The sequence below is a fragment of the Mesotoga sp. HF07.pep.5.2.highcov genome (assembly GCF_003666285.1).
Classification (GTDB): domain Bacteria; phylum Thermotogota; class Thermotogae; order Petrotogales; family Kosmotogaceae; genus Mesotoga; species Mesotoga prima.
Window position 1 is genome coordinate 1 of the sequence record NZ_JFHJ01000471.1, and the last position, 4,893, is coordinate 4,893.

Annotated in this window: 4 protein-coding genes; 2 read left to right on the forward strand and 2 right to left on the reverse strand. The window is 45.4% G+C overall.

Annotation, left to right across the window (positions count from 1 at the left end; all coding sequences use genetic code 11):
- Together BG32_RS09860 and murC are read left to right on the forward strand one after the other, a co-directional pair.
- The coding region (locus BG32_RS09860) for a glycosyltransferase (RefSeq protein ID WP_121526756.1) at window positions 1-748 on the forward strand (748 nt) is incomplete at its 5' end.
- On the forward strand, window positions 745-2,088 hold the full coding sequence (gene murC, locus BG32_RS09865; RefSeq protein ID WP_014731103.1) for a UDP-N-acetylmuramate--L-alanine ligase: 1,344 nt from the start codon (window positions 745-747) through the stop codon (window positions 2,086-2,088). The genes BG32_RS09860 and murC, both read left to right, overlap by 4 nt.
- Here murC and BG32_RS09870 read toward each other — a convergent pair.
- Together BG32_RS09870 and BG32_RS09875 are read right to left on the reverse strand one after the other, a co-directional pair.
- Window positions 2,066-3,844 (reverse strand): radical SAM protein, encoded by a 1,779-nt coding sequence (locus tag BG32_RS09870; RefSeq protein ID WP_121526758.1) that lies wholly within the window; start codon window positions 3,842-3,844, stop codon window positions 2,066-2,068. The genes murC and BG32_RS09870 overlap by 23 nt on opposite strands.
- Window positions 3,844-4,842: a M42 family metallopeptidase gene (locus BG32_RS09875; protein WP_121526757.1), complete on the reverse strand. Its 999-nt coding sequence runs from the start codon at window positions 4,840-4,842 to the stop codon at window positions 3,844-3,846. Before BG32_RS09875 ends, BG32_RS09870 begins: the two co-directional genes overlap by 1 nt.
- Between the last annotated feature and the right edge of the window lie 51 nt (window positions 4,843-4,893).

Consider the following 4,893-nt stretch of genomic DNA (forward strand, 5'->3'; position numbering starts at 1 on the left):
TTCCTATCCAGTTGTCAGAGCGGCAAAGAGTCTTGAAATACCCGTTTACATTCATGAACAAAACTCGATAGTTGGGATAGCAAACAAGAGATTGGCCAAATACGCAAAGCGGTTCTTCATTTCATTTGAGGAGAGTGGAAGAGATCTTGAACTTCCAAAAGAAAGGATTGTTTTTTCTGGAAACCCTGTGAGAGAATCGAAGATCACAAGAAATGAAGTAATGAAGAGATTCGATCTTCCGGATAATAAGCCCCTCATTGTAGTGCTCGGTGGAAGTCTTGGATCCGAATTGATAAATAGAGCGTGTGAAGGGCTTTACGAAGAGATTCAGAGCAATGATTGCGAACTCAGTTTTCTTCACTCAACCGGCGATGAAAGCTCGGCAATTTCGCTCAGACGGTTTCCTTTTGTGCGAGCCTTTTCTTATATAGAAGACCTTACAGACGCCATAGCGTGCGCGGATCTAGTTGTGTCAAGAGGAGGAGCTACTACAATCGCCGAGCTACAGTATTTTGGAAGAAAGGGTATAATAATACCGTGGAGCGGCGCGGCAGAAAACCACCAGTTTTACAATGCTCGCTCACTGGAAAGAGTTGGACTTGGTTATGTTATACTGGAAGAGAATTTGACTTCCACAGCTTTGAGAATTGCAATAAAGGAAATGTTGCATAGACAGATCAGCTACAAACCTCCAAGAAGACCAGTTGAGATTGTATTGGATAATATACTCCGGGAGGAATCGATTTGAAATATCACTTTATTGGCATTGGCGGAATTGGTATGAGCGGTCTGGCAATGCACTTAGCATCTGAGGGTGACCAGGTTTATGGATCGAACTATGAAGAAAATGAAAGAGTAGCTTACCTTCGGGGGAAGGGTATAGGTGTTTTTATAGGTCATTCCTATGAGAACTTCGAGAAACCGGATGTCGTTGTAAGAACGACAGCCATAAAACAGGGCAATCCCGAATTGGAAAGAGCTATCTTTGAGAGCGTTCCCACAATTTACAGGATGGAGCTTCTGAAGAGTCTTCTTTTGAGAGATACTTCTGTTTGTATAACCGGAACTGATGGAAAGACGACCACCACTGCAATGGTTTCAAAGATACTGATAGATTCTGGAAGAGATCCTACAGTCTTTCTCGGCGGCATTAATCCCATTTTGAAGGACGGAAACTACAGAAAGGGCAAAGACTTAATCGTCAGCGAACTGGACGAGAGCGACGGCTTCTTTGCTTCTTTCAAGCCCGACTATGCCGTGATAACAAATGTAAGAGGCGATCACCTCGAGCACTACGACAACTCATTTGACAATCTCAAGAACCACTTCAGATACTTCTCCAGAAGTGTGGGAAAACTACTGGTGACAAACGCCGATGATCCTGCTTCAGAGAGGATTTTCACGGATACTCTAACGTTTGGTAAAGACAGGGGCTACTACCGCTTCACGGATAGATCAACCGGAATAATGAATCAGACTTTCAGATGTTTTAGAGGTAATGAAGACCTTGGTCTTTTCAAGTTAATGATCCCTGGAGAGTTCAACGTATACAATGCCACAGCAGCCATTGCTTTAACCCATGAAATGGGGGTTCCAATTGAATCCATCAAAAATTCTCTTGAATCGTATAGATCTGTGGACAGAAGGTTCACGTTCAGAGGGCTCGACGATTTCAGAAACCTTTTCTTCTTCGATGATTATGCTCATACCCCCGATGAGATAAGCAATACCATTCGAGGAGCTCGAGAGTTCTTTCCCGGTAAAAATGTCATCGTGGTTTTCCAACCCCATAGGTACTCAAGACTGGTAAGAGAGAACGGCCGTTTCGCTAACTCCCTAAAGGACGCTACGGAAGTTTGTGTCTTTAAGCTCTACGAAGCCTATGAAAAAGGACAGTATGCGATTGACGAGACCGAGGTCTTGAAGGGTCTTAGCAGCTATGGAGTTCCTGCTGTCCACGCAGTTAACTACTCGGAAATACTTGAGTGGTTGGAAAAGAAGAGAGACGCGGTAATCCTTTTTCTTGGTGCGGGAGATATTACTGAAGCCTCAAAGATGAGCGTTCTCAAGCTTTGCGAAGCACATTAGTGACATTTAGAGTCTGACAGACGGCGCAGCCTGTGCAACCCACCCATCTGCAATCGCCGGTCGTCTCTTCTCTTAGGGCTTTTTCATATTCCTCGATAAAAAAACGTTTTGAAATACCAAGTGAAATGTGGTCCCAGGTAAGTTCATCCTGAGTAGAGTAGCCTTTCATATAGTCTTGTACGTCTACTCCCTCTGTCTTGAAGGCTTCTTGCCATATTGAAGCATCGAATTCCTCGTTCCACTCGTCAAAGATCGCTCCAGACTTGTAAGCCCTTAGTATTGCCCTGCCTACTTTTCTGTCGCCCCTACTTAGCACACCTTCAACTGTACTGCTGGATGGATCGTGGCAGCTGAGCTGTATTCCCCTTCCCGACAGCTTTCTCAAGATTCCAAGCCTTCTTGAAGCCTCTACCTCGCTAATCTGGGGTGAGAACTGGAACGGTGTATGGGGTTTTGGTATGAAGATTGCAGCAGAAACAGATACTTCTTTAAAACCGACAGCCTTAACTCTTCTTGCCAATCTGACTATCTCTTCAAGATCTTCATCCCTCTCGGTAGGCAGACCAACCATAAAATATAGCTTCACTCTTTGCCAGCCACTATTTTTGGCAGCCTTAACGGTAGCCATCAGATCGTCCTCGGAAACATTTTTGTTTATTACATTTCTGAGGCGCTGAGAACCTGCTTCCGGAGCAAATGTCAGGCCGGTCTTTCTTATTGACGCGATTTGTGAGGCTATCTCGACTCCAAAAGAATCTATTCTAGTACTGGGAAGAGAAAGCGCAACTCTCTGCGGCTCAAGTAAAGGCAGGATCTCTTCGGTCAGGACATCTATAGAGGAGTGATCCATTGTCGAGAGTGAGAGAAAGGAGAGCTCATCGTATCCCGTTGCCTTGAGTACCTTCTGCACGGATTCCCTTAGCTCATCGACTCCACGTTCTCTAACAGGCCTGTAAATCATCCCCGCCTGGCAGAATCTGCAGCCGCGATTACAACCCCGCATCACTTCCATGACAGCTCTGTCGTGAACGGTTTTCATGTAAGGAACCAGTGGAGAGGGGTCTATCTCGTAGTCAGAGAGGTCGGCAATAACTGCTTTGACGACCTTTCTTCTTCCTAGTGAAGGAACATAAACTCCCTGAATCTTTGATAACAGTTCCAGAAGTTCCCTTCTTCTGCCAGATCTAAGTAGTTCTATGTTTTCTCTTACTTCACTGCAAATCTGAGGTGTTACGGCCTCTCCGTCTCCAATGACAAAGGCGTCGAAATAGTCGGCCATTGGCTCTGGGTTGGTCGAACATGGACCGCCACCCAACACTATGGGCTCCGTAGTTCTCTCTCTCTGTAGAATGGGAATGCCTGCAAGTTCAAGCAGCGCGAGCACATTACTGTAGCAGAGCTCATACTGAAGCGTTATTCCAACGATGTCGAATTGGGCAGCGGCAGTGTATGTCTCTAATGAATAAAGGGGGATACGAGCGCTGATCATTTCGTCGATCATGTCCTTCCACGGAAGGTAAGCTCTCTCTGCATAGAACTCATCGGTTTTATTGAGCTCTTTATAGAGGATCTTCAGACCTAAATGTGACATACCGACTTCGTATGTGTCTGGAAAGGAGAGAAGGATACGCAGCTTGCCGTCTGGATCCTTAATGACGCGATTCAGTTCCTTGCCGATGTACCGGCTAGGTTTTCCGACTTTGTTTAGCACTCCCGAAGAGACTAGCCATTTCCTAATGTCGTCAGAGTTGATCATCAAACCGTGAATTCAGTGGAAATAAGAAACATCAATCTAACGAGATTGTCGTAGTCTTCCATCGAAATATGTTCCGTTTCGGAATGAAGATACTTAACTGCCATGGCGAGTGGAACCATCTTTGTCCCCTTCTGCTGGAAGGGGATTCCATCTGTTCCTCCGCCGGTTACCCCCACCTGAAGAGGAATATCCCTTTCTCTTGAAAACTCCATAAGTCGTTTTCCGAGACCGTAATCACCCAGTGATGAAGTATCCGACATTCTTAGTACCGGTCCATTCCCGGGCCTAACGTGACCTGTAAGCCTTGAACAGCATGCAAAAGAATCAACGGGAAAAAAGAGATTCGGCTTCAGCCTTTCGGATAGTGCCCTTGCTCCAATCAATCCGATCTCTTCCTGTACAGTCCAAGCAAGAACAATCCGTCTGTCGAGGTCGGTCTCCATAAGCATATCGAGAAGATCCAGAAGGGCAAGACAGCCAGATCTGTCATCAAGGGACCTAACTGCCACATATTTATCGTTAAGTATTGAGATCTGTTTTCTGAATACTGCGTAATCAAGAACCTCTATTCCCAGTGATGCAGTTTCTTCCTTTGATGAAGTGCCAACATCTATTACCTGGTTCTGCCAGGAAAGATCGGTTTTTTCTCGGAGATGGGGAGGTGTCATACCTATCACTCCATCTATGGACTCGCCGGAAGAGGTTATTACATCCAGGTGTCTTCCTACTAGAAGCTCATCGGCAATTCCTCCAACCTTCTTGAAGCTCAATGAACCGTCGGAATTCACACCAGTTACTAACAATCCAATTTCATCCATGTGAGCTGCAAAAGCGATTGATGAATCTCCGTTGCCTACTTCTAAAACAACATTTCCCAGATCGTCCACAAAGGGTTCTACGCCCTCGGGAAGCATCTCGATAATCTTTGCTCTAATCATCTCTTCTCTTCCGGTCATGCCCGGAACAAATACAACTTCCGTAAGCCTATCCAAATTCATGAAAACACCTCCCTAACAATTATAGCCTAAGGCCAAGAAGTTAGGAAGTTA